Here is a 22,424-nt window from a genome sequence, read left to right as displayed (position 1 = left end):
TGAGCTCCTCTCTCGCTGTGGGCGCGGCGGCGGGGGGGGGGGGGGGCGCGCGCCCCCCCCCCCCCCGCCGGGGGCGCCCCCCCCCCCCCCCCCCCCCGCCACGGGCCCGGTCAGGGCCGCGTCGCCGGAGCGCAGCGCGTTGTCCAGGGCGGCGCCGAGGAGCGGTCCGAGCATCCGGTCGGGGGCGGCGACACCGGCGGCCCTGAGCAGTTCCATGGCCTGCGCCACCAGGGTGACCAGGTGGTTCGCGCCCAGGGCGAGCGCCGCGTGGTAGAGCGGGCGGGACTCCTCCGCGATCCACTCGGGCTCGCCGCCCATCTCGATGACCAGCGCCTCCGCGGCCAGCCGCAGCTCCTCGGGCGCGGTGACCCCGAAGGAGCAGCCGGCCAGCCGCTGGACATCCACGGAGGTGCCGGTGAAGGTCATCGCGGGGTGCAGGGCGAGCGGCAGGGCGCCGGCCCGCAGGGCGGGGTCGAGGACGCGTGTGCCGTACCGCCCCGAGGTGTGGACGAGGAGCTGCCCCGGCCGTACGGCGCCGGTCTCGGCCAGCCCCTCGACCAGACCGGGCAGGGCGTCGTCGGGGACGGTCAGCAGGACCAGCTCGGCGCGGGCCAGCACCTCGGCGGGGGTGACCAGCGGGATGTCGGGGAGCAGGGCGCCCGCCCGCCGTACGGAGGCGTCCGAGACGCCCGAGACGGCGACCGGGCGGTGACCGGCGAGCTGGAGCGCTGCCGCGAGCGCCGGTCCGACGCGGCCGGCGCCGACGACACCGACCGTGAGCCGCGCGGGGCGGTCCCGGGGGTCGAAGGACTCTTGAGCTGATGCGTTCACGCGAGGGCCTTCCGTTCCAGTCCGCAGGGGGTACCGGACGATTTCTCGCCATGCTACGCCAGCGTTTCGCACCACCACCCGAGTTGTCCACAGGCTGTGGGCACTGTCCACAGGCCCGCCACGGCGGGCCCGGGGTGGGCCATCATTCGGTCCATGAACACGATGAGCGGGACGGACGAGGCCGTACGGCTGCGGAGGCTGGACGCGTGGCGGGCGTCCCACCGGGCGTTGGCGCGCCCCGCCATGGATCTGCGGCTGGGCGAGCGGCTGGCGGCCCTGGCGGCGGACGCGGGCGAGGTGCACGGCCCGGACGACCAAGCGGACATGTACGGGGACGGGATCGTCGCCGAGCTGGAGCGGCGGGTGGCCGGGCTGCTCGGTTTCCCGGCCGCCGCGTTCTTCCCGACGGGCACGATGGCGCAGCAGGTGGCGCTGCGGTGCTGGGCCGGGCGTACGGGCAACAGCACGGTGGCGGTGCATCCGCTGGCGCATCCGGAGGTCCATGAGCGGGACGCGCTGTCGGCGGTGAGCGGGCTGCGCACGGTCGGCCCGACGCGGGAGCCCCGGCAGCCGACCGCGGAGGAGATACGGGACCTGGCGGAGCCCTTCGGGACGCTGATGCTGGAGCTGCCGCTGCGGGACGCGGGCTATGTCCTGCCGTCCTGGGACGAGCTGGTCGCCGTCGTGGAGGCGGCGCGCGAGCGGGACGCGGTGGTGCATGTCGACGGCGCGCGTCTGTGGGAGTGCGCCACGCACTTCGGCCGGCCGCTGGCCGAGATCGCGGGCCTGGCGGACAGCGTGTACGTGTCGTTCTACAAGTCCCTGGAGGGGCTGTCGGGGGCGGCGCTGGTGGGCCCCGAGGAGCTGGTGGAGGAGGCGCGCGCCTGGCGCCACCGCTACGGCGGCCAGGTCTTCCAGCAGTTCCCGGCCGCCCTGTCGGCCCTGCTGGGTCTGGAGCGCGAGCTGCCCCGCCTGCCCGCGTACGTGGCGCACGCGCGGCTGGTGGCCGCGGAGCTGGCGCGGGGCCTGGCCGCGTCCCCGGTCCCGTGGTTCCGCGTCCACCCCGAGCCGCCGCACACCCACCAGTTCCGGGTGTGGCTGCCGTACGAGCCCGAGGTGCTGAGCGAGGCGGCGGTGCGGCAGGCCGAGGAGACGGGGGTGACGCTGTTCCGCGCCTGGTACCCGGCGCCCGCGGGCCCGCCGGGCATCGCCTTCACGGAGGTGACCGTGGGGCGGGCGGGTCTGGAGTGGACCGCGCGGGAGGTCCGGGCTGCGGTCGAGGACTTCGTACACCATGTCCAGGCTGAGCAGGAGCGGCAGTTGGACACGCCGGGGTGAAGGGCGGCCGGGCGGCGTGTCACGGGGCGCCGCCCCCGGGTGGCGGACCGCCGGTCCGGGCCGTGCGGTAGGGGTCGCGCAGGTGCTGCCGTACGGCGTCCCTGCGCCCCCCCCCCCGGCGGGGGGGGGCCAGGGACCCCGGGGACAACCCCGGGGGAAGGGGAACGGGGGTGTGGGTGGGCGACCCCCCTATTGAGCACCCGGGGGGGCCCCCCCCCCCCCCGGCGCGCCGGCCCCCCCCCGCGGCCCGGGGGTCGCGGCGCCCCGCCCGGGTCCTCGCCCGGGGTCAGTCGAAGCGGATGTGGCGGAGTCCGACCCGGATCTGCCGCAGCCGGTGGCGCCGCCGTCCGTACGTGTTCGGCGCGAGCCGCAGCCCGGCGGACGCGGCGACCCGGTCCGCGACCTGAGGGAGCGTCAGCCGGTCGGTGCGCAGATGCTCGGCGAACCGCGGCGCGGCCAGCGCCTCCAGGCAGTGGTCCAGTCTCCGGACGGCGAAGCTCTCCCGTTGCAGCCCCCGCCCCCAGCCGCGCTCGGTCAGCCGCCGCAGTACGGTCGCGCGCTCGGCCAGCAGCGCGAAGTGCCGTACGTCGTGGCCGTTCTCGCGCAGCCGGCCCACGATCTCGTCGAAGTAGCCGGGATCGACCAGGGTCATCGGCGCGATCACCGTGCCCGGGTGCTTTCTGAGGGCCAGGTCGAGCATCTGGTACACGCCCTGCCGCCACATGGGCAGATCCTGGAAGTCGTCGCGCAGCGCGGGCGGCAGCATCCGGTGCAGCCCGAAGCCGACGTGCTCCGGGTCGCAGACGACGCTGCCCGGCAGCCGCCGCAGGATCTCGGAGGCGGTCTGGGTCTTGCCGCCGCCGAACGGGCCGTTGAGCCAGAGCAGCATCGCGGTCAGCCGGCTCCTCCGCCCGCCCTGACCAGGCCCGTCTCATACGCGAGGACGACGACCTGGACGCGGTCGCGCAGCCCGAGCTTGGTGAGGATCCGGCCCACGTGTGTCTTCACGGTCGCCTCGGAGAGCACCAGCCGCCCGGCGATCTCCCCGTTCGAGAGTCCCTGCGCGACCAGCATCATGACCTCGCGCTCCCGCTCGGTCAGCCGTCCCAGCTCCTTGTTCTGCGGCTTGTCGCTGCTGGGCAGCATCGGCGCGAAGCGGTCGAGGAGACGGCGGGTCGTGGACGGCGCGACGACCGCGTCACCGCTGTGCACGGCGCGGATCGCGTTCAGCAGCTCGCCCGGGGGCACGTCCTTCAGCATGAAGCCGCTGGCGCCCGCCTTGAGCCCGGAGAACGCGTACTCGTCGAGGTCGAAGGTGGTCAGGATGAGCACCTTCGGCGCGCCGGGCACCCCGCAGATCCTGCGGGTCGCCTCGACACCGTCCAGTCTGGGCATCCGTACGTCCATCAGCACGACGTCGACCTCGGTGGTGCGCAGGTTCTCGATCGCCTCGGCGCCGTCTCCCGCCTCCGCGACGACATCCATGTCCGGTTGCGCGGCCAGCACCATACGGAAGCCGGTCCGCAGCAGCATCTGGTCGTCGACGAGCATCACGCGGATCGACATCGGGGTTCCTTGTCCGGTAGGGGCCATCTGTGGTGCGGAGGGTAGCGGGGCGACGGGAACGGAGGAATGCGTCCCGGGTTCGCCCCGGCAGACCTAACGAAAGACCCTAGGCCGCCTTCAGCGGAAGCAGCGCGCTGATCCGGAAGCCGCCGCCGGGGCGCGGGCCCGCGTCCAGCGTGCCGCCGACCATGCCGACCCGCTCCCGCATGCCGATCATCCCGTGTCCGCGCCCGTCCGCGCCGCCGTCCTCGTAGAGTTCGTGCGCGGCGCCCCGCCCGTCGTCCTCGACGAGCAGGCCGAGCCCGTCGTCGAAGTAGACGAGCCGGACGCTGGCACCGACGTCGGGCCCGCCGTGCTTGCGCGTGTTCGTGAGGGCTTCCTGCACGATGCGGTACGCGGTCAGCTCCACGCCGCTGGGCAGCGGCCTCGGAGTGCCCTCGATCTTGAAGTCCACGGCCAGCCCCGCCTCCCGTACCTTCTCGATCAGATCCTCGATCTGGCCGACGTCGGGCTGCGGAACGTACTCGCCGGTCTCCTTGGTGTCCCCGGTCCGCAGCACGCCCAGCAGCCTGCGCATCTCCGCGAGCGCCTGGCGCCCGGTGGTCGAGATGGTCTCCAGGGCCTGTTTGGCCTGGTCGGGCGCGGCGTCCAGGACATAGGCGGCGCCGTCGGCCTGGACCACCATCACCGACACGTTGTGCGCGACGACATCGTGCAGTTCGCGGGCGATCCTGGCGCGCTCGGCGGCGACCGCCACCTTCGCCTGCGCCTCGCGCTCCTTCTCCAGACGGGTGGCCCGCTCCTCCAACTGCGCGAAGTAGGCGCTGCGGGTCCGCATCGAGTCGCCCAGCACCCAGGCGAGCAGGAACGGCACGGTCAGCACGGCGGTGAAGAAGATCCGGCCCGCGACACCCGCCTCGTCCACCGGCCAGCGGAGCTGCGACAGCGGCGCCGCGAGCACCCCGCCGACCAGCGCGAACCGGGGGCCCCAGCGCGTTCCGCCACGCGCGGCGACGGTGTAGATGACCACCAGCATCGCGAAGTCGGCCGGGCTGACATGCACGTCCAGCGCGAGCTGTACGACGCCCACGGCCGCCACCAGCAGCAGCATGTACTCGGGCAGATGGCGCCGCAGCGCCACCGCCACGCACAGCGGGACGGTCAGGGCGATCGCGATCAGCCGTGGTTCAACGCCGGTGTTCTCCTGGACCGCCCACAACAGCGAGATCCCGAAGAGCAGGACAGCCCAGAAGCTGTCGACGCCCGTCGGGTGTCGTCGGAGAAAGTCATAGAAGCGCTGCACGTAACCCAGCGTAGGGAAGCGGATAAGCCGGAGGGTCAACCGGAGGATCGATCCGGTCGGCGGAAGCCTACTCCCCAAGGTGGAGACTGGGGGCCGTGACGGATGACGTGACGGGTGAGACGTGTAAGTCGCGGGAGACGTGGAGCGGCGGGCCCGGTTCCGGGCCGGTGAGCTGGCGTACGGCGGCGGAGGCCGCGCTGTACGGCCCCGGCGGCTTCTATCTGCGCCCCGAGGGCCCAGCGGGCCACTTCCGTACCTCGGTGCACGCCTCCCCGCTCTTCGCCGGGGCCGTCGCCCGGCTGCTGGTGCGGACCGCGCGGCTGCTCGGCCGTGACGAGGTGGCGCTCGTCGATGTCGGCGCGGGCCGGGGCGAGCTGCTGACCGGTGTGCTGGCGGCGGTTCCCGAGGGGCTGACGGTGCACCCGTACGCCGTGGAACGCGCCCCGCGCCCGCCGGGGCTCGACCCGCGCGTGGAGTGGTGCGCGGAGCCGCCCGCCGGGACGGTCGGGCTGCTCTTCGCGAACGAGTGGCTGGACAACGTGCCGCTCGACATCGCCGAGACCGATGCCGAGGGGGTCGTACGGTACGTCCTCGTACGGCCCGACGGCTCCGAGGAGCTGGGCGGCCCCGTCGAGGGCGCCGACGCGCGGTGGCTCGACCGCTGGTGGCCGCCGGCCGGGCCCGGCACCCGGGCGGAGATCGGCCGCCCGCGCGACGAGGCGTGGGCGGCGGCGGTCTCCACGCTGGAGCGGGGGCTCGCGGTCGCCGTGGACTACGCGCACGTACGGGACGCCCGGCCGCCGTTCGGCACGCTCACCGGTTTCCGGGCGGGCCGGGAGGTGGCCCCCGTACCGGACGGGACCCGCGATCTCACCGCGCATGTGGCACTGGACGCGTGCGCGGACGCCTGCCCGCTGCCCGGCGCCGAGCTGCTGGGCCAGCGCGAGGCGCTGCACCGGCTGGGCGTGCGCGGGGCGCGCCCGCCGCTCGCGCTGGCGTCCTCGGACCCGGCGGCGTACGTACGGGCGCTCGCGGCGGCCGGTGAGGCGGCGGAGCTGACGGCGCGCGGCGGTCTCGGCGACTTCGGCTGGCTGACGCAGCCGGCCGGGATCCCCCCGGGAGCGCTGTGGGAGCCGGGGGAGCCGTGAGAGCCACGAGAGCCGGGGGAACTGCGGGAACGCCGAGACCTCTGACGCGGAGGACGGCGAAGGGGGTTCGCGGGCCGTCCGCGCGTCTCTGAGAGACTGTCGCCCATGACGGAGACCACCCGGACGACGGTCGGCATCGGCGGCGCGGCGGAGAGCACCGACATGGTGCTCAACATCGGTCCGCAGCACCCCTCCACCCATGGGGTGCTCCGGCTGCGCCTGGTGCTCGACGGCGAGGTGATCCGGCAGGCCGAGCCGGTGATCGGCTATATGCACCGGGGCGCGGAGAAGCTGTTCGAGGCGCGCGACTACCGGCAGATCGTGATGCTCGCCAACCGCCACGACTGGCTGTCGGCGTTCTCCAACGAGCTGGGTGTAGTGATGGCCGTCGAGCGGATGCTCGGCATGGAGGTCCCCGAGCGGGCCGTCTGGCTCAGGACGCTGCTCGCCGAGTTGAACCGGGTCCTCAACCATCTGATGTTCCTCGGCTCGTACCCCCTCGAACTGGGCGGGATCACCCCGATGTTCCACGCGTTCCGGGAGCGCGAGGAGCTTCAGGCCGTGATGGAGGAGGTCTCCGGCGGCCGGATGCACTACATGTTCAACCGGGTCGGCGGCCTCAAGGAGGATCTGCCCGCGGGGTGGCTGGGCCGGGCCCGGCACGCGATCGCCGATGTGCGCTCGCGGATGGACGTGTACGACCGGCTGGTCCTCGGCAACGAGATCTTCCGGGGGCGTACGCGCGGCGTCGGGGCGCTGTCACGGGAGGCGGTCCACGCGTACGGGGTGTCGGGGCCGATCGCCCGCGCCTCCGGGGTCGACTTCGACCTGCGGCGCGACGAGCCGTACCTCGCGTACGGCGAGCTGGCGGACGTGCTCACGGTGGTGACCCGCGAGGACGGCGACTGTCTGGCCCGCTTCGAGTGCCTGCTGGAGCAGACGCACAACGCGCTCGCGCTGGCGGACGCCTGTCTGGACCGGATCGTGGATCTGCCGCCGGGGCCGGTCAACCAGCGGCTGCCCAAGGTGCTGAAGGCGCCGGAGGGGCACACGTACGCCTGGACGGAGAACCCGCTCGGCATCAACGGCTACTACCTGGTGTCGAAGGGCGAGAAGACGCCGTACCGGCTGAAGCTCCGCTCCGCCTCGTACAACAACATCCAGGCGCTGACCGAGCTGCTGCCCGGGACGCAGGTCGCCGACATGGTGTCGATCCTGGGGTCGCTGTTCTTCGTCGTCGGCGACATCGACAAGTAGCCCGGCCCGTGCGCCGGTTCGGGGGCCTGCCCGAACCGGCCCACGAGGCGCGGCGTCCGGCTTCCGGGCTTCCGGCTTCCGGCGTTACGAGCTGATCGCGCCGCGCAGCTCACCGAGGGGAAGCTGCTCCGTCTCGTCGTGCGCGGTCAGGTCGATGACCTGGCCGATCCCCCGCTCGTCGGCCCTGCGCCGCTCGGCGAGCGCCTCCTCGCCCACGACGTCGGCAAGGTCCTCACGCGCCACACGCGCCAGCCGGTCCAGGGGTACGGGCGCGGCGGCGGCCGGAGCCGGCCGCGTCTCCGCCGTGTTCGCCGGGGCGGTCGGGGCGGTCGGGGTCACAGGAGCCGCCTCGTCCCGGGGGCCGGGGGCGCTCTCCGGGCCGTCGGGTGCGCCGCCGTGCTGGGCGGCGTCGCCGGGCTCCGGGAGATGGGCGCACTGGGCGCCGAAGAAGTCGAAGCCGCCCTCGGGGCGGCGTCCCGGCCGGCCCGCCGGGGAGTACGGGACGATCGCGGACGCGATCGGCACAGGGGGCGCGGTCGGGGCGGAGGAGGCGGACGACGGGCGGCTGTGCTGCTCCGCGCCGACGGCCGCCGCGTGCTTCCCCTGCGGTTCCTCCGCCTCCGTCGCCCGCTCCGCGAGATCGCGGGCGCGGGCGGCCTCGACGGTCCGCTTCACCTGCTGGGCCACGCCGTTGCGCGTCAGCTCGTCCAGGGCGCGCGCCGCTCCGACGTACGCGTCCTTGACCGGGCCGGCGCTCGCGGCGGTCAGCGCCTTGGGCTCGGCCGCCGCCTCCAGGGCGAGCTGACGCCGCCCCTCCAGCGCGGTCGCCCGCTCGGTCTCCGCCGTGGCGTACCGGCGCAGCAGCGCGGCGTGCTCGCCGCGCAGGCCCGCGAGTTCGATCCGCTTGGAGCGGAGTTTGGCGTCCAGCTTGGCGCGCAGTTCGCGCGACTCCTCGACGTCCGCCTCCAGTTCGGCGATACGTTCCTCGGTCTTCCAGTGGTCGCTCTCCCGGCCGCGGGTCAGCTCGGCGACCCGGCGGCCCGCGTTCCGGTCCCAGCTCCGCATGAAGACGGCGCCGCTGACCGCGGCGGCGGCGGTCGCGGCGATCAGTCCTCGGAGCACCAGGGGATCCGCGAGCAGCCAGGAGCCCGCAGCGCAGAGAACCGCGGCTCCGGCGACCGCCGTCGGCGGCAGAAGCTTGTGGAGGGGTGGGGAATGGCGGTGGCGTCCACGTGGCATGGCCTGAAATTTACCGTGCGTGGACGCCGATTGGGGAACCGGTCGGACAATCTTTCCCGGCCTGTTGTCGTCTCCCCTCCCCCATCCCTCCCGTCCGCCCGCTGTTTCCGCTACAGAACTCCGTTTTGCCTGCGGCGACTTACCGTCCGCTTACCGTTCACGCGCCGCTCTCCGGCTACTTCTTGACCAGACCTTTGGACTCCAGATACTCCTTGGCCACGTCCTCGGGCTTGGCGCGCTCGGCGTCGACCTTGAGGTTCAACTGCGCGAGATCCGCGGTCGTCAGGGTGTCCGTCAGCTTGCCGAGGGCATCCGCTATCTCCTGCGAACCGGCGTCCTTGGCATTGACCACCGGCAGTACGTTGTCCGCGTTCTGGAGCTTCTTGTCGTCCTCCAGCACCACCAGTCCGTAACTGTCGAGCGTGCCGTCGGTGGTGGAGCTGAGGGCCATCTGGTCCACGCCGTCCTTGACCGCCTGCTTGGACTGCGGCGTACCGACTCCCTTGGGGTCGATGCCCGCTACATCAATACCGTAGGTCTTCTTGAGACCCGGGGCGCAGAAGGGCCGCACCTCGCACTCGTCGCCTGCCGCGATCTTGACTTTGATCTTGGATTTTCCAAGATCGGAAAGCGTCTTGAGGTTGTTCTTGTCGGCGAATTCCTTGCTGACGGCGAAGGCATTCTGGTCGACGGCCTGCCCGGCGGGCAGCACCTTCAGCCCGCGCGGCTCGGCGAGCTTCTTCAGCTCCGCGACCGTGGCGGCGGCGTCGCTGGACGCGAGGGGCTTCTCCTGCGCCGCCTTCGCCCCGTTGACCTTGGCGTTGAGGAACTCGGTGATCGTCGCGGCGTACTCGGGCACCACGTCGATCTCGCCCTTCTCCAAGGACGGTTCGTACAGCTCACGGTTCTTCACGGTCGTCACGGACGTGGAGTACCCGGCGCCGCCCAGCACCTGGGCGTACAGCTCCGCCAGCACCTTGGACTCCGTGAAGGCCGCGGCGCCGACGACGAGCGAGCCCTTCCCGCCCGATCCGGACGCCGCGCCGGAACCGGAGTCGGCACCGCTCTTGTTCTTCTCCAGGCTGTCGCCGCCGCACGCGGCGAGCGACACGCTCAGCGCCGCCACCGCGAGTACCGCGCCCGCGAAACGCGAGGTCTTGCTCATGATGTCCACTCTCCAAAGAAGCAGAAAAAGCTGTCGTGATCACACGGGTCGTCGTCGGGCACTCGTCGTCGGGCACTCGTCGTGGGTACTCGTCGTGGGTACTTGTCCTGGGCGCTCGCTGTCGGGCGCTCGCTGTCACACGGTCGTCTTCACCCGGTCGTCCGTCGTCGCACGGTCGGTCGTGCGGGCGCCGGGCCCCTCGTCGTCGGCGACCACCCCGGCGAGGGACGGCGCCGGGTCGATCACCCGGTCCAGCGCCACCAGCGCGCCCTCGACGAGCAGCGCCAGGAGCGCGACGAGCAGCGCGCCCGCGACCACCTGCCCGGTGTCGTACGTGTTGAACCCCGCGGTGATGATCCGGCCCAGCCCGCCCTGGCCCACCATCGCCGCGATGGTGGCGGTGGCCACCACCTGCACGGCGGCCGACCGCAGCCCGGTCATGATCATCGGGTAGGCCAGGGGCAGTTCCACCCGGACGAAGACCTGGCGCCCGGACATCCCCATGCCCCGAGCCGCCTCCACCACCGCGGGGTCCACCCCGCGCATGCCCACATAGGCGTTGGTCAGCAGGGGCGGCACCGCGAAGAGCACCAGCGCGATGATCGTGGGCACCGAGCCGGAGTTGCGCAGCGGCGAGACCATGAAGAGCGCGAGCACCGCGAAGACGGGAACCGCCCGCCCCACGTTGGAGATGTTGATCGCGAGCGCGCCGCCCCTGCCGATGTGCCCCAGGAAGAGCGCCAGGGGCAGGGCTATCGCGCAGGCGAGCGCCATCGAGACGCCGCTGACGAGGATGTGCTCCTCCAGCCGCTGCCACACCCCGCCGTCGCCGGACCAGTTGGCCCCCGTCGTCAGCCAGCCCCACGCGTCCCCGAGGAACCCCATGCTCACCCCACCGCCTTCGCCGCGCGCGTCCGTATGCGGGTCCAGGGCGTCAGCGCGCGCTGGACCCCGAGCAGCAGCAGATCGGCCAGGACGGCCAGCAGCACGCACAGCACCGACGCCGTCAGCACCTGCGCCTTGAAGAAGCTCTGCAACGCGTCGTCGATGAGATTGCCGAGCCCGCCGCGCCCCACGATCGAACCGACCGTCGTCAGCGCGACCGTCGACACCGTGGCGATCCGCAGGCCGGCCATGAGCGCGGGCAGCGCGAGCGGCAGCTCGACCTCCCAGAGCAGCCGCCCCGGCCCGTACCCCATCCCTCGGGCGGCCTCCCGGGCCTCTTCCGGCACCGACGCCAGTCCCGCCATGATGTTCCGTACGAGAATGGTCAGCGAATAGAGCACGAGACCCGTGATCACCAGACCGGCGGAGAGTCCGAAGACCGGCAGGAGCAGCGAGAACATCGCGAGCGAGGGAATCGTGTAGAGCAGGGTCGTCAGGCCCAGTACGGGGGCGGTGAATGCGGGCCTGCTCCGCGCGAGCAGCGCGAGCGGAAATGCGACCAGCAGTCCTATGGCGACCGAGACCACCGTGATCCACACGTGCTGGACCGTGGCGTCGATCAACTCCTGGCTACGGGAGCGGAGATATTCCCCGCAGATCCAGTCGTTCGCCGCCAGGCATCCTTGCGTACCCATCCACCCCCGCCTCCCCCGTCCGGCCGCGCGCACACGCGTCGGCCTCCACAACCTCCTGCTCCGGCGACCCTATCCCCGACCTCTGACATTCGCGGAAGCCCGCCACATTCCAGCAACATTGCCTTCACACAACGCGCCGCACAATGGGGAACCATGATCCGATTCGAGCATGTCACCAAGCGGTACCCGGACGGCACCACCGCTGTGGACGACCTCTCCTTCGAGGTCTCCGAGGGCGAACTGGTCACGCTCGTCGGACCTTCCGGCTGTGGCAAGACCACCACCATGAAAATGGTCAACCGCCTCATCGAACCGTCCGAGGGACGCATATTCCTCGACGGGGACGACATATCCGCGATCGACCCGGTCAGCCTCCGGCGCCGTATCGGCTATGTCATCCAGCAGGTCGGCCTCTTCCCGCACAAGACGGTCCTGGAGAACACCGCGACCGTCCCGCATCTCCTCGGCTGGCAGCGCGCCAAGGGCCGGGCGCGCGCCGCGGAACTCCTCGATCTGGTCGGTCTGGACCCGTCCGTCTACGGCGACCGCTACCCCGAGCAGCTCTCCGGCGGCCAGCGCCAGCGCGTCGGGGTGGCCCGCGCCCTCGCCGCCGACCCGCCCGTCCTGCTGATGGACGAGCCGTTCGGCGCGGTCGACCCCGTCGTGCGCGACCACCTCCAGAGCGAGTTCCTCAGGCTCCAGGCGGCCGTGCGCAAGACCGTGCTCTTCGTCACGCACGACATCGAGGAGGCCGTCCGGCTCGGCGACCGTATCGCCGTGTACGGGAACGGCAGGATCGAGCAGTTCGACGCCCCCGCGGCGGTGCTCGGCGCCCCGGCCACCCCGTACGTCGCGGACTTCGTCGGCGCGGACCGCGGCCTGAAGCGGCTCTCCGTCACCCCCATCGAGGAGGGCGACCTCGAACAGCCGCCCGTCGTCCATCTCGACGACCCGCTCCCGCGCGCCGCGGCGAAGCTCACCAAGGAGGGCGCGCGCTGGGCCGTCGTCCTGGACTCCGACGACAATCTGCACGGCTGGCTCTCCGCCGACCGGGCCGCCGCGGGCGGGGCGGGGGCGGGCACCGTACGGGAGCACGCGCGCCGGATGGAGGCGTGGCTGCCGGTCGGCGCCTCGCTCAAGCAGGCGTTCGCCACGATGCTCCAGCACGACGCCGGCTGGATAGCGGTCATCGACCGGGAGGAGACGGGCCGGTTCCTCGGCGTCCTCACCCCGGCGCGGCTGCACGAGGCGCTGCGCCGGTCGATCGACGCGGACGCGCAGGCCATCGCCCGCACGGACGTGGAGCTGGAGACGGTCAGCAAGCTCGTCGCCCCCTGAGCGCCCGAGCGCCTCGCGTGGCCGGGCGCCCCGTGTGGCCGGGCACCCCGGACGTCCGGGCCGGCTCAGTTCGCGCTGAGCCGGCCCGACATCCACTCCAGGGCCGGCGGGATCTCCCGGCGCCAGGTGTTGAAGTTGTGCGCGCCGCTCTGAAGGATGATCGACGACACCTCCGAGGGCGCCTTGACCTTCTGGATGAACGCCTCGGTGGACTTGAGGTTCCGCTCGCCCTTCCTGGAGCTGGTGACGAGCAGCGACGACTCGCCCTGCCGCCCGTGGTCCAGGCTCCACAGCAGGTCGGCGCGGTTGCGCAGGTTCTGGTCGCCGTGGAAGAGGTCACCGGTCGTCGGGTCCTCCGCGGCCTTGTAGTACGCGGAGAGCCCGGCGCCCGCCGCGTACCGCTCCGAGTGGTGCATGGCGATCTTCAGGGCGCAGTAACCGCCGGTGGAGTTGCCGATGATGCCCCAGTTACGGGGCGCGGTCTTGACCCGGTACGTCTTCGACACGGCCAGCGGCAGGTCCTTGCCGAGGAACGTCTCGGTCTGCGGGCCGCCCGGGACGTCCACGCACTCGGTGTCGCGCGGCGGCGCCACCGTGGGCCGCAGCATCACCAGGATCATCGGCTGCATCTTCCCGCCGCGGGCGAGCTTCCAGGCGGTCGACGGGTAGTTCAGGCCCTTGATCAGGTTCTCGGCCACGCCCGGGTAGCCGGTGAGCACCACGGCGGCCGGGAAGGTCTGCCGCGCGAACTGCGGCTGGAAGTACTCGGGCGGCAGATAGACGTACGCCGTGGAGTCGATCCCCGAGCTCTCCCCCGCGACGGCCACCTTCTGGATCTGCCCGGCCGTCGTCGGCCGGCTCCCTCCGGGGACGGCCGTGCGCTGCGTGTCCATGACCGTCACGTGCTTGCCGTCCGCCGCCGCCGGGCCGACCACGGAACCCAGCTCCTGCTCCTGGCCGAAGAGGTCGCCCCAGGTGCCGTAGAAGAGGAAGTACTGGTTGGCCACCAGGCCCACCGCGGCGAAGATCGCCACCTGGGTGGCGAACGTGAGGCCGATCCTGCCGAGCACGGCCCGCGCGGAACGGCGCGAGAGCCGCGGCCAGAGCCAGATGGTCGCGACGAACAGGAGAAGGGCGAGCAGAACGGCCAAGGCCAGGACTTTACGACTGGTGAGACCCATGTCGACCGAGCTTTCTTCCGTGAGATTTTCCCAGATGCAGAGGAACCCGTCCCCCGAAAGCCCCGTCCTAGAGAGCGCAAAATGTCCGGCCCGCGAAGAAGCAGCGGACTCGGGCACTCACTCTCTCGCGGAGCCACGGGAAGCGATGTCTGTGACGCTAGATGGGGATAAATCAGGATCGGTTCCGGAAGGGACGGGGCAGTCCCCCGGAACGCACTCCAACGGGTCACCGCGCGCCACCCGGTCACCGCATCCCGCCGAATCGCCCCGTTCCGGCGGGTCACCGCGGTCCGGCGGGTCACTCCGGTCCGACGGGTCACCGCGGGCCGGCGGTTCGACGCGTTCCGGCGGTTCGACCCGGGCCGACCGGCCGGCGCGTTCCGACGGGCCGGCGCAGCGGCCCCCGTCCGCGGTGCGCCGCCTGCTCCGCGGTCCGCGCCCCGAGTCGGTCCCCTCGCTCGTCGGTACGGCCTGCGCCCTCATCGGGCTCGTCGACATCGCCGCCGGCGTCTTCCCGCGCTTCCGCAACAGCCGGATGCACTCCTTCGCCGAGGTGCTGCCCGGGGCGCTCGGACCCTTCGCCGCCGCGCTCTCACTGAGCGCCGGCGTACTCCTGCTGCTGCTCGCGCACGGGCTCAAACGGCGCAAGCGCCGGGCGTGGCGGGCCGCGGTGTTCCTGCTGCCGGCCGGCACCGTGGCGCAGTTCGCCTACCGCCACTCGGTCATCGGCGCCCTGCTCTCGCTGGGCCTGCTCGCCCTTCTCGTACACCACCGGGGGGAGTTCGCGGCCCTGCCCGACCCGCGCAGCCGCTGGCGGGCACTGGCCAACTTCGTCCTCATGGGGGCGGGCTCCATCGGGCTCGGCCTGGTCATCGTCAGCGTCCACCCGCACCGGACCATCGGTAACCCCGGCCTGTCCGAACGGCTCGAACACGTGCTGTACGGCCTGTTCGGCTTCGACGGTCCCATCGACTACAGGGGGATGGTCAGCGGCACCGTCGGCTACTCCCTCGGCTCGCTCGGTCTGCTCACCGCGCTCACCACCGTCTACCTCGCCTTCCGCCCCGAGCACCCGGTCGCGCGCCTCACCGAGGACGACGAGAAGCGGCTGCGCGCCCTGCTCGAACGGCACGGCGGCCGCGACTCCCTGGGCCACTTCGCGCTCCGCCGCGACAAGGGCGTGGTCTTCTCCCCCAGCGGCAAGGCGGCCATCTGCTACCGCGTCGTCTCCGGGGTGATGCTCGCCAGCGGCGACCCCATCGGTGACGTGGAGGCGTGGCCCGGCGCCATCGAACGCTTCATGGACGAGGCGAAGGCCCACTCCTGGACCCCCGCCGTGATGGGGTGCGGCGAGACCGGCGGCGAGGTCTGGACCCGCGAGACCGGGCTCGACGCGCTGGAGCTGGGCGACGAAGCGGTGGTGGACGTGCCGGATTTCTCCTTGCGCGGCCGCGCGATGCGCAACGTACGCCAGATGGTGACGCGCATCGAGCGTGCCGGCTACGAGACCCGCGTACGGCGCGTCCGTGACCTCTCCGAGGGCGAGCTGGCCCGGATCCGCGCCGCCGCCGACGACTGGCGCGGTACGGACACGGAGCGCGGCTTCTCCATGGCGCTCGGCCGGATCGGCGACCCCGCCGACGGCGACTCCGTGATCGCCACCGCGCACAAGCCGGGCGAGGACGGACCGGGCGGGCCGGGCCCGTACGGCGACCTGAAGGCCGTCCTCCACTTCGTGCCGTGGGGGACGGACGGGATGTCCCTGGACCTGATGCGCCGCGACCGCGCCGCCGACCCGGGCATGAACGAACTGCTGATCGTCGCCGCGCTGCACGCCGCGCCCGCGCTCGGGGTGGTGCGGGTCTCGCTCAACTTCGCGATGTTCCGCTCGGCGCTCGCCCGCGGCGAGCGGCTGGGCGCGGGCCCCGTGCTGCGCGGCTGGCGCGGTCTGCTGGTCTTCCTCTCGCGCTGGTTCCAGATCGAGTCGCTGTACCGCTTCAACGCCAAGTTCCAGCCCCGCTGGGAGCCGCGTTACGTGGTCTTCCGCTCCACCGGCGACCTGCCGCGGATCGGCTTCGCCGCGATGCAGGCGGAGGGCTTCGTCACCCTGTCGCTCCCGCGCCCCCTGCGCCGCCTGACCCGCACCCGCCACGACGACCGCGCCACCCCCGCCACCGCCCCGTCCGACCCCGGGGTCCGCACGGCGTAGGACGGCGGTCCGGGCCTTCCCCACCAGGTCCGCGGATCGGCAGAACGCCTAGGGTGGGGCATATGAGTACGTTGCGTGGGCGGGGCACGGTGCAGGGGCTGCCGGGGTGGGACCGGTGTGCGGTCATGGGGGTCGTCAACGTGACGCCCGACTCCTTCTCCGACGGCGGTCGCTGGTTCGACACCACCGCCGCCGTCAAACGCGGCCTCGACCTCGTCGGCGCGGGCGCCCGCCTGGGGGACGGGGGGGGGGGAGTGTGCCGGGGGCGGCGCGGGGCGCGGGGATACCACCCCCCCCCCCCCGAAACCCGCGCCCGCGACCTCGCCGGCGGGGGGCCCCACGGGGGGGACGTCGGCGGCGCGCCGCCCCGGCCCGGCGCGCGCGGGGTCGACGAGGACGAGGAGCTGCGGCGTGTCGTCCCCGTCGTGCGCGATCTGGCCTCCGAGGGCGTCACCGTCTCCGTCGACACCATGCGCGCCCGCGTCGCCGAGCAGGCCGTCGCCGCCGGCGCGGCCCTGGTCAACGATGTCAGCGGCGGGCTCGCCGACCCGGCGATGGTGCCCGCCGTGGCCGCCGCGGAGGTGCCGTTCGTCGTGATGCACTGGCGCGGCTTCAGCCAGAGCATGAACAGCCGCGCGGTCTACACGGATGTCGTCGCCGAGGTGGTGGCGGAGCTGCGCGACCGGATGGACGCCGTGATCGCCGGCGGTCTCGCCCCCGAGCGCCTGGTCGTCGACCCCGGTCTCGGCTTCGCCAAGCAGGCCGAACACGACCTGGCGCTCCTCGCGCACCTCCCCGAGCTGCGTTCCCTCGGCCGGCCGCTGCTGGTCGCCGCCTCCCGGAAACGGTTCCTCGGCCATGTCCTCGCGGGCGGCGAGAGCTCCCCGCCGCCCGCCCGCGAGCGCGACGCGGCCACGGCGGCGGTCTCCGCGATAGCCGCCCACCAGGGCGCCTGGGCGGTCCGGGTCCACGAGGTACGGGCCACGGCCGACGCGGTACGGGTGGCACGCGCCGTCGAGGGCGCCCACGGCCCCGCCGGGGACGCCCGGTGACCGCCCGGATGGAGAGCGGCGCGCCGGACGACAGCGGGCTGACGGAGCGCGAACGGGTCGAGCGGGCCAACACCGCCTTCTACGAGGCGATGGAGCGCGGCGATCTGGAGGCCCTGTCGGGGCTCTGGCTGGACGGCGAGGACTCCGGCGTCTCCTGCGTCCACCCGGGCTGGCCGGTGCTGAGCGGACGCGGCGACGTGCTGCGCTCGTACGCCCTGATCATGGCGCACACCGAGTACATCCAGTTCTTCCTGACCGATGTCGCGGTCTCCGTGAACGCCGACACCGCCGTGGTGACCTGCACCGAGAACATCCTCAGCGGGGGCCCCGCCGAGTCGGCCGGTGAGCTGGGGCCGCTGGTCGGGCAGCTCGTCGTCGCGACGAACGTGTTCCGGCGCACGCCGGAGGGGTGGAAGGTCTGGTCGCACCACGGTTCCCCCGTACTGACCGAAACAGGCGAGGAGGACGGGGAGGCGGACGACGTACCCCCCACGTGAGCGGGTAACCGCCCGGTATGGATTGGCGGCGGGAAACGGCGGGTAGGGGCGGCTACCAGTCGTGCGGCGCCCCACCCGTCACCCCCGCGGGACGGCACTGTCGGTGCCCGCGGGTAGATTCAAACGTGGGCACCGAGCCGCCCCCGCTCGCGACCGTGTGCCCCGACGACAAACGAAGCAGGAGTGATTCGCGTGGATCGTGTCGCGCTGCGCGGCCTCAAGGCCCGTGGGCACCATGGCGTCTTCCCCCGGGAGCGCGAAGAGGGCCAGACCTTCATCGTGGACCTGGTGCTCGGCCTCGACACCCGGGCGGCGGCGGCCGACGACGACCTGGCGAAGACCGTCCACTACGGCATCGTGGCGGAGGAGGTCGTGGGGGTCGTCCAGGGAGAGCCCGTCAATCTGATCGAGACGCTGGCGGAGCGCATCGCCAGGAGCTGCCTGAAACACGACGGCGTCCAGGAGGTCGAGGTCGTCGTGCACAAACCGGACGCCCCGATCACCGTGCCCTTCGACGACGTGACCATCACCATCACCCGGAGCCGAGTATGAGTCTGTTTTCCTCGAACGGGCCGCAGAGCGACCCCACGGTCCAGCCGGTGCCCGCCTCCGTGGTCGCCCAGGTGGACGCCGCGGACAGCACCCTGTCCAACCCGCAGCGCGCCGTGGTCGCCCTCGGCTCCAACCTCGGGAACCGGCTGGAGACGATCCAGGGCGCCATCGACGCCCTGGAGGACACCCCGGGCGTCCGGGTCAAAGCGGTCTCCCCGGTGTACGAGACGGAGCCCTGGGGCGTCGACCCCGGCACACAGCCGTCGTACTTCAACGCGGTGGTGGTCATCAGGACGACGCTGCCGCCTTCCTCGCTGCTGGAGCGCGGCCAGGCCATCGAGGAAGCCTTCGACCGGGTCCGTGACGAGCGCTGGGGGCCGCGCACGATCGACGTGGACATCCTGGCGTACGCGGACGTCGTCTCGGACGACCCGCAGCTCACCCTGCCGCACCCCCGCGCCCATGAGCGCGCCTTCGTCCTCGCCCCGTGGCACGACGTGGACCCGGAGGCACGGGTCCCGGGCCGCGGTCCGGTGGCGGAGCTGCTGACCGACGTCGGCCAGGACGGTGTGCAGCCCCGGTCCGACCTGGAACTGCGCCTGCCCGAATAGTCGTTAGGCTCTGCGGATCGGTACGGCGAGGTGTGAAGGGCGGCTTACTCGGTGAAGCAGTTGCGGATCGGCGTCCTCGCCGGCCTGTTCGTGGTGGCCGGCGTGCTCTCCTGGGCCGCCGCCCGCCTCTGGGACGCGTTCGGGACCCTGCCGAGCGTCCCGCTCGCGGCGCCCATCGTGCTCGCCGCGATCGCCGCGGTCCTCGCCGCGACGGCCCTGTCGCGGGGGGGCGCGCGCCCGCGCCCCCCCGCGGGGCCCGCGCCCCCGCCCCAGTTCGGGGGGCCCCCTCCCTCGACCGCCGGCCCGCCCCCCCGCCCCGGCGCCCAGGGCGTGGACCCGCTGATGGCGGCGCGCGCCGTGGTCTTCGGCCAGGCGAGCGCGCTGGTCGCCGCCCTGGTCTCCGGCATGTACGGCGGTACGGGGGTCTTCCTGCTCGGCTCCCTCGACATCCCCGCCCGCCGTGACCAGGCCATCTACGCGGGCTTCTCGGTGCTGGCGGGCATCGCGGTGATCGTCGCGGCGTTCTTCCTGGAGCGGGTCTGCAAGCTCCCCGAGGACGGCGACGACCCCAAGAACGGCGCGGCCCCGGCCGGCCCCGCCGCCTGACCTCTGCACCACCCCACCCGCCCCCTGTCGCCGTGAGCGGCCGACGGGCGGGCCTGTCCCGGGTCCGTCCGGGGTCCCGGTTCCGTCCGGGCGCTCAGCGGGCCAGGATCAGGCCCATCGCCTCCGCGCGGGTCGCCGGGTCGCGGAGCTGGCCCCGTACCGCCGAGGTGATGGTCTTCGCCCCGGGCTTGCGCACCCCGCGCATCGACATGCACATGTGCTCGCACTCGACGACCACGATCACCCCGCGCGGCTCCAGGATCTCCATCACGGACTCGGCGATCTGCGTCGTCAGCCGCTCCTGGACCTGCGGCCTGCGGGCGAAGACGTCCACGAGCCGGGCCAGCTTCGACAGCCCGGTGATCTTGCCATCGGTGGAGGGGATGTAGCCGACGTGCGCGACCCCGACGAACGGCACGAGGTGGTGCTCACAGGTCGAGGTCACTTCGATGTCCTTCACCATGACCATCTCGTCATGGCCCAGGTCGAACGTCGTGGTCAGCACATCCTCCGGGTTCTGCCACAGCCCGGCGAATATCTCCTTGTACGCGCGTGCCACCCGGCCCGGCGTCGCCCGCAGCCCCTCGCGGTCCGGGTCCTCCCCGACCGCGATCAGCAGCTCGCGCACGGCATTCTCGGCCCGCTTCTCGTCGAATTCGCGGATGGGGCTCTCCCCGTCCAGCGTCACCGGGTCGGTCATGTGTGCCTCGTTCCTGTGCCGTTCTCGTGTGCGGACATACGGATGCCGCGCCCCCCAGGCTAAAACCTGGGCGACGCGGCATCCATTCCGGGCCCTCGGAGGGGACCCGGCCCGCTGTCAGCTCTCCGGGCGGTCCTCGGGAAGCGCCTCGGTGGGCGTCTCGCCGGAGGTCACGGAGGGGAGCCCGCCGTTGGCGCCGGCGGCACCGTTGGTGAGCGCCAGCTCCTTGGGCGAGAGCACCGGCGGACGCGTCGACGGGGTACGCCGGGACGAGCCGGTCCACGCCGGACGGGACGGGCGCTTCACGATGGTCGAGAAGATCTCCGCGATCTGTTCCTTGTTGAGCGTCTCCTTCTCCAGGAGCGCCAGGACCAGATTGTCGAGTACGTCACGGTTCTCGACGAGGATCTCCCACGCCTCGTTGTGCGCGGTCTCGATGAGCTTCTTGACCTCTTCGTCGACCAGCGCCGCGACCTCTTCCGAGTAGTCGCGCTGGTGCGCCATCTCCCGGCCGAGGAACGGTTCGGTGTTGTCGCCGCCGAACTTGATCGCGCCGAGCCGCTCGGTCATGCCGTACTGCGTGACCATGGCCCGCGCCGTGGCCGTGGCCTTCTCGATGTCGTTGGCCGCGCCGGTGGTCGGGTCGTGGAAGACCAGCTCCTCCGCCGCGCGTCCGCCCATCATGTAGGCGAGCTGGTCGAGCATCTCGTTGCGCGTGGTCGAGTACTTGTCCTCGTCGGGCAGGACCATGGTGTAACCCAGGGCCCGGCCGCGGGACAGGATCGTGATCTTGTGCACCGGGTCGGAGTTCGGAGACGCCGCGGCGACCAGGGCGTGACCGCCCTCGTGGTACGCGGTGATCTTCTTTTCCTTCTCGGACATGATCCGGGTCCGCTTCTGCGGGCCCGCCACGACGCGGTCGATCGCCTCGTCCAGGGCGTGGTTGTCGACGAGCTTCCCGTCACCGCGCGCCGTCAGGAGCGCGGCCTCGTTCAGCACGTTCGCCAGGTCGGCACCGGTGAAGCCGGGCGTACGACGGGCGACAGCGCCCAGATCGACGTCCGGGGCGACCGGCTTGCCCTTCTGGTGGACCTTGAGGATCTCCAGACGGCCCTGCATGTCCGGACGGTCGACGGCGATCTGGCGGTCGAACCGGCCCGGGCGCAGCAGCGCCGGGTCGAGGATGTCCGGCCGGTTGGTGGCGGCGATCAGGATGACGCCGCCCTTCACGTCGAAGCCGTCCATCTCCACCAGGAGCTGGTTCAGCGTCTGCTCGCGCTCGTCGTGCCCGCCGCCGAGGCCCGCGCCGCGGTGCCGGCCGACGGCGTCGATCTCGTCCACGAAGACGATCGCCGGGGCGTTCGCCTTGGCCTGCTCGAAGAGGTCACGTACCCGGGAGGCACCGACACCGACGAACATCTCGACGAAGTCGGAGCCCGAGATCGAGTAGAACGGCACCCCGGCCTCGCCCGCGACGGCACGCGCCAGCAGCGTCTTGCCCGTACCGGGCGGGCCGTAGAGCAGCACACCCTTCGGGATCTTGGCGCCGACGGCCTGGAACTTCGCGGGCTCCTGGAGGAATTCCTTGATCTCGTGGAGTTCCTCGACCGCCTCGTCCGACCCGGCCACATCGGCGAAGGTCGTCTTCGGGGTGTCCTTGGTGATGAGCTTGGCCTTGGACTTCCCGAACTGCATGACGCGGGAGCCGCCGCCCTGCATCTGATTCATCAGGAACAGGAAGACCACGACGATCAGCACGAAGGGCAGCAGCGAGAACAGCACCGAGAGGAACGGGCTCTGCTTCGAAGGCGAGACCGTGTAGCCCTTGGTGATGTCACCGTTCTGGAACTTCGTTTGGAGCGTTGCGGCCAGCGAGGATCCCTGATTGCCGATGTAGCTGGCCTGGATCTTGTCGCTGCCCTTGACCTTCAGGCCGTCCTTGAGGTCGACCTTGATGATCTGGTCGTCGCCGGTGGTCAGTTTGACCTGCTCGGCCTGGTTCTTGTCGATCGCCTGGACGACCTCACCGGTGTCCACCGTCTTGTAGCCGCCCGACGAGCCGACGACCTGCATCAACACGACCACGGCGAGGACGGCCAGCACGATCCACATGACCGGCCCACGGAAGTATCGCTTCACGTCCATCCATACGGAGCGAAGTCGCCCCGTCCCTCCTGCCCGTAGGTAAATGCTGCTGTGAGAAAAGACTGTTCCTGGGAAGGTACCCCAGCATCATGGCCCGCGACCGCAC

Annotated in this window: 21 protein-coding genes; 10 read left to right on the top strand and 11 right to left on the bottom strand. The window is 72.2% G+C overall.

Translation table 11 applies throughout. The features are described from left to right. A partial coding sequence (locus ACFXPK_RS21760) for a Rossmann-like and DUF2520 domain-containing protein (RefSeq protein WP_385077764.1) occupies window positions 1–858 on the bottom strand: 858 nt, incomplete at its 3' end. Between the two features lie 135 nt (window positions 859–993). On the opposite strand from ACFXPK_RS21760, the gene ACFXPK_RS21755 reads away from it, so the two are divergent. Then, window positions 994–2,169 (top strand): threonine aldolase family protein, encoded by a 1,176-nt coding sequence (locus tag ACFXPK_RS21755; RefSeq protein ID WP_385002327.1) that lies wholly within the window; start codon window positions 994–996, stop codon window positions 2,167–2,169. 286 nt (window positions 2,170–2,455) lie between these two features. Here ACFXPK_RS21755 and ACFXPK_RS21750 read toward each other — a convergent pair whose 3' ends face one another. From ACFXPK_RS21750 to ACFXPK_RS21740, 3 genes are all read right to left on the bottom strand, one after another. Then, window positions 2,456–3,058, bottom strand: a complete 603-nt coding sequence (locus tag ACFXPK_RS21750; protein WP_385077758.1) for an AAA family ATPase — start codon at window positions 3,056–3,058, stop codon at window positions 2,456–2,458. Window positions 3,059–3,063: 5 nt separating this feature from the next. Then, window positions 3,064–3,735: a response regulator gene (locus ACFXPK_RS21745; protein WP_385007770.1), complete on the bottom strand. Its 672-nt coding sequence runs from the start codon at window positions 3,733–3,735 to the stop codon at window positions 3,064–3,066. 106 nt (window positions 3,736–3,841) lie between these two features. Further along, window positions 3,842–5,038: a sensor histidine kinase gene (locus ACFXPK_RS21740; RefSeq protein ID WP_385007768.1), complete on the bottom strand. Its 1,197-nt coding sequence runs from the start codon at window positions 5,036–5,038 to the stop codon at window positions 3,842–3,844. 167 nt (window positions 5,039–5,205) lie between these two features. Here ACFXPK_RS21740 and ACFXPK_RS21735 point away from each other — a divergent pair, with 167 nt between their 5' ends. Both ACFXPK_RS21735 and ACFXPK_RS21730 read left to right on the top strand, forming a co-directional pair. Next, window positions 5,206–6,186, top strand: a complete 981-nt coding sequence (locus tag ACFXPK_RS21735) for an SAM-dependent methyltransferase (protein ID WP_385077754.1) — start codon at window positions 5,206–5,208, stop codon at window positions 6,184–6,186. A gap of 105 nt (window positions 6,187–6,291) precedes the next feature. Then, complete coding sequence (locus ACFXPK_RS21730; RefSeq protein WP_385003828.1) at window positions 6,292–7,443, top strand: NADH-quinone oxidoreductase subunit D; 1,152 nt, start codon at window positions 6,292–6,294, stop codon at window positions 7,441–7,443. Between the two features lie 84 nt (window positions 7,444–7,527). Here the strand turns inward: ACFXPK_RS21730 and ACFXPK_RS21725 are convergent, their stop codons facing one another. The 4 genes from ACFXPK_RS21725 to ACFXPK_RS21710 form a co-directional block, all read right to left on the bottom strand. Further along, window positions 7,528–8,682 (bottom strand): hypothetical protein, encoded by a 1,155-nt coding sequence (locus tag ACFXPK_RS21725; protein WP_385077751.1) that lies wholly within the window; start codon window positions 8,680–8,682, stop codon window positions 7,528–7,530. A 175-nt stretch (window positions 8,683–8,857) separates the two neighbouring features. Continuing rightward, the gene (locus tag ACFXPK_RS21720) at window positions 8,858–9,847 is read right to left on the bottom strand and encodes an ABC transporter substrate-binding protein (RefSeq protein WP_385077749.1); all 990 of its coding nucleotides are present in this window, start codon (window positions 9,845–9,847) and stop codon (window positions 8,858–8,860) included. Window positions 9,848–9,982: 135 nt separating this feature from the next. Further along, window positions 9,983–10,732 (bottom strand): ABC transporter permease, encoded by a 750-nt coding sequence (locus tag ACFXPK_RS21715; protein ID WP_385077746.1) that lies wholly within the window; start codon window positions 10,730–10,732, stop codon window positions 9,983–9,985. Between the two features lie 2 nt (window positions 10,733–10,734). After that, complete coding sequence (locus ACFXPK_RS21710; RefSeq protein WP_385003834.1) at window positions 10,735–11,427, bottom strand: ABC transporter permease; 693 nt, start codon at window positions 11,425–11,427, stop codon at window positions 10,735–10,737. A 153-nt stretch (window positions 11,428–11,580) separates the two neighbouring features. Here ACFXPK_RS21710 and ACFXPK_RS21705 point away from each other — a divergent pair, with 153 nt between their 5' ends. Further along, window positions 11,581–12,765: an ABC transporter ATP-binding protein gene (locus ACFXPK_RS21705; protein WP_385077743.1), complete on the top strand. Its 1,185-nt coding sequence runs from the start codon at window positions 11,581–11,583 to the stop codon at window positions 12,763–12,765. A gap of 65 nt (window positions 12,766–12,830) precedes the next feature. On the opposite strand, the gene ACFXPK_RS21700 is transcribed toward ACFXPK_RS21705, so the two are convergent. Next, window positions 12,831–13,946 carry an alpha/beta hydrolase gene (locus ACFXPK_RS21700; protein ID WP_385077741.1) on the bottom strand — a complete coding sequence of 372 codons (1,116 nt, stop codon included), beginning with the start codon at window positions 13,944–13,946 and terminating at the stop codon, window positions 12,831–12,833. Between the two features lie 412 nt (window positions 13,947–14,358). On the opposite strand from ACFXPK_RS21700, the gene ACFXPK_RS21695 reads away from it, so the two are divergent. The 6 genes from ACFXPK_RS21695 to ACFXPK_RS21670 all read left to right on the top strand — a co-directional run bounded on the left by ACFXPK_RS21695 (window position 14,359) and on the right by ACFXPK_RS21670 (window position 19,473). Next, entirely contained in the window at window positions 14,359–16,155 is a 1,797-nt protein-coding gene (locus tag ACFXPK_RS21695) for a phosphatidylglycerol lysyltransferase domain-containing protein (protein ID WP_385003838.1), read from the top strand. Window positions 16,156–16,217: 62 nt separating this feature from the next. Next, window positions 16,218–17,207 carry a dihydropteroate synthase gene (gene folP, locus ACFXPK_RS21690; RefSeq protein WP_385077737.1) on the top strand — a complete coding sequence of 330 codons (990 nt, stop codon included), beginning with the start codon at window positions 16,218–16,220 and terminating at the stop codon, window positions 17,205–17,207. 8 nt (window positions 17,208–17,215) lie between these two features. Then, the gene (locus tag ACFXPK_RS21685; RefSeq protein ID WP_385003846.1) at window positions 17,216–17,704 is read left to right on the top strand and encodes a nuclear transport factor 2 family protein; all 489 of its coding nucleotides are present in this window, start codon (window positions 17,216–17,218) and stop codon (window positions 17,702–17,704) included. A 192-nt stretch (window positions 17,705–17,896) separates the two neighbouring features. Then, window positions 17,897–18,256 carry a dihydroneopterin aldolase gene (folB, locus tag ACFXPK_RS21680; RefSeq protein WP_385003840.1) on the top strand — a complete coding sequence of 120 codons (360 nt, stop codon included), beginning with the start codon at window positions 17,897–17,899 and terminating at the stop codon, window positions 18,254–18,256. Continuing rightward, entirely contained in the window at window positions 18,253–18,867 is a 615-nt protein-coding gene (gene folK / locus ACFXPK_RS21675) for a 2-amino-4-hydroxy-6-hydroxymethyldihydropteridine diphosphokinase (RefSeq protein ID WP_385003842.1), read from the top strand. Before folB ends, folK begins: the two co-directional genes overlap by 4 nt. A gap of 51 nt (window positions 18,868–18,918) precedes the next feature. After that, window positions 18,919–19,473 carry a DUF3180 domain-containing protein gene (locus tag ACFXPK_RS21670; RefSeq protein ID WP_385077734.1) on the top strand — a complete coding sequence of 185 codons (555 nt, stop codon included), beginning with the start codon at window positions 18,919–18,921 and terminating at the stop codon, window positions 19,471–19,473. A 94-nt stretch (window positions 19,474–19,567) separates the two neighbouring features. On the opposite strand, the gene folE is transcribed toward ACFXPK_RS21670, so the two are convergent. Together folE and ftsH are read right to left on the bottom strand one after the other, a co-directional pair. After that, window positions 19,568–20,173: a GTP cyclohydrolase I FolE gene (gene folE, locus ACFXPK_RS21665; protein ID WP_385005830.1), complete on the bottom strand. Its 606-nt coding sequence runs from the start codon at window positions 20,171–20,173 to the stop codon at window positions 19,568–19,570. Window positions 20,174–20,290: 117 nt separating this feature from the next. Next, a complete protein-coding gene (ftsH, locus tag ACFXPK_RS21660) occupies window positions 20,291–22,318 on the bottom strand; it encodes an ATP-dependent zinc metalloprotease FtsH (protein ID WP_385005828.1) in 2,028 nt (675 codons plus the stop codon). Window positions 22,319–22,424 lie beyond the last annotated feature (106 nt).

The sequence above is a fragment of the Streptomyces sp. NPDC059142 genome, from assembly GCF_042755665.1.
Classification (GTDB): Bacteria; Actinomycetota; Actinomycetes; order Streptomycetales; family Streptomycetaceae; genus Streptomyces.
This window is presented reverse-complemented; position numbering and strand designations above follow the sequence as displayed.

Excerpts from the sequence above, each read along its gene's own strand:
- ACFXPK_RS21755 (WP_385002327.1), top strand. The coding sequence starts at position 994 with ATGAGCGGGACGGACGAGGCCGTACGGCTGCGGAGGCTGGACGCGTGG.
- ACFXPK_RS21750 (WP_385077758.1), bottom strand. The coding sequence starts at position 3,058 with ATGCTGCTCTGGCTCAACGGCCCGTTCGGCGGCGGCAAGACCCAGACC.
- ACFXPK_RS21745 (WP_385007770.1), bottom strand. The coding sequence starts at position 3,735 with ATGTCGATCCGCGTGATGCTCGTCGACGACCAGATGCTGCTGCGGACC.
- ACFXPK_RS21730 (WP_385003828.1), top strand. The coding sequence starts at position 6,292 with ATGACGGAGACCACCCGGACGACGGTCGGCATCGGCGGCGCGGCGGAG.
- ACFXPK_RS21725 (WP_385077751.1), bottom strand. The coding sequence starts at position 8,682 with ATGCCACGTGGACGCCACCGCCATTCCCCACCCCTCCACAAGCTTCTG.
- ACFXPK_RS21720 (WP_385077749.1), bottom strand. The coding sequence starts at position 9,847 with ATGAGCAAGACCTCGCGTTTCGCGGGCGCGGTACTCGCGGTGGCGGCG.
- ACFXPK_RS21715 (WP_385077746.1), bottom strand. The coding sequence starts at position 10,732 with ATGGGGTTCCTCGGGGACGCGTGGGGCTGGCTGACGACGGGGGCCAAC.
- ACFXPK_RS21710 (WP_385003834.1), bottom strand. The coding sequence starts at position 11,427 with ATGGGTACGCAAGGATGCCTGGCGGCGAACGACTGGATCTGCGGGGAA.
- ACFXPK_RS21705 (WP_385077743.1), top strand. The coding sequence starts at position 11,581 with ATGATCCGATTCGAGCATGTCACCAAGCGGTACCCGGACGGCACCACC.
- ACFXPK_RS21700 (WP_385077741.1), bottom strand. The coding sequence starts at position 13,946 with ATGGGTCTCACCAGTCGTAAAGTCCTGGCCTTGGCCGTTCTGCTCGCC.
- folP (WP_385077737.1), top strand. The coding sequence starts at position 16,218 with ATGAGTACGTTGCGTGGGCGGGGCACGGTGCAGGGGCTGCCGGGGTGG.
- ACFXPK_RS21685 (WP_385003846.1), top strand. The coding sequence starts at position 17,216 with ATGGAGAGCGGCGCGCCGGACGACAGCGGGCTGACGGAGCGCGAACGG.
- folK (WP_385003842.1), top strand. The coding sequence starts at position 18,253 with ATGAGTCTGTTTTCCTCGAACGGGCCGCAGAGCGACCCCACGGTCCAG.
- folE (WP_385005830.1), bottom strand. The coding sequence starts at position 20,173 with ATGACCGACCCGGTGACGCTGGACGGGGAGAGCCCCATCCGCGAATTC.
- ftsH (WP_385005828.1), bottom strand. The coding sequence starts at position 22,318 with ATGGACGTGAAGCGATACTTCCGTGGGCCGGTCATGTGGATCGTGCTG.